This is a genomic window from Pseudomonas sp. 2995-3, from assembly GCF_002742565.1.
GTDB lineage: Bacteria > Pseudomonadota > Gammaproteobacteria > Pseudomonadales > Pseudomonadaceae > Aquipseudomonas > Aquipseudomonas edaphica.
The window spans coordinates 1-254 of the sequence record NZ_LJSB01000397.1; the positions used below are offsets into that span (position 1 = coordinate 1).

Annotated in this window: 1 protein-coding gene; it reads left to right on the forward strand. The window is 29.5% G+C overall.

All coding sequences use genetic code 11. From position 1 onward, the window contains the following. Positions 1-201 precede the first annotated feature (201 nt). A partial coding sequence (locus AOA62_RS32740; protein ID WP_368665720.1) for a DUF4023 family protein occupies positions 202-254 on the forward strand: 53 nt, incomplete at its 3' end.

The window sequence follows — 254 nt, forward strand, 5'->3', positions numbered from 1 at the left end:
ATCAACAAGAGTGAAATGTCAGAAAAATCACTCTTTGAAGATTAATTATATTTCAGTAATGAGATGGTGTATATTATATCTTCGTATAATATTCTGTCTTTTTTTTAAAATTGAAGTGACTCTCTGACTTAAAGGTAAAAATTATAGTGCATCTTTGGATTTTAAAAAGGTTACAGTATGGAATGAAAGGGAGGTGTTTTCATGGATAACACTCATGAATTTGTGGAGCAATTACATGAAAGACAAGCAAAGGA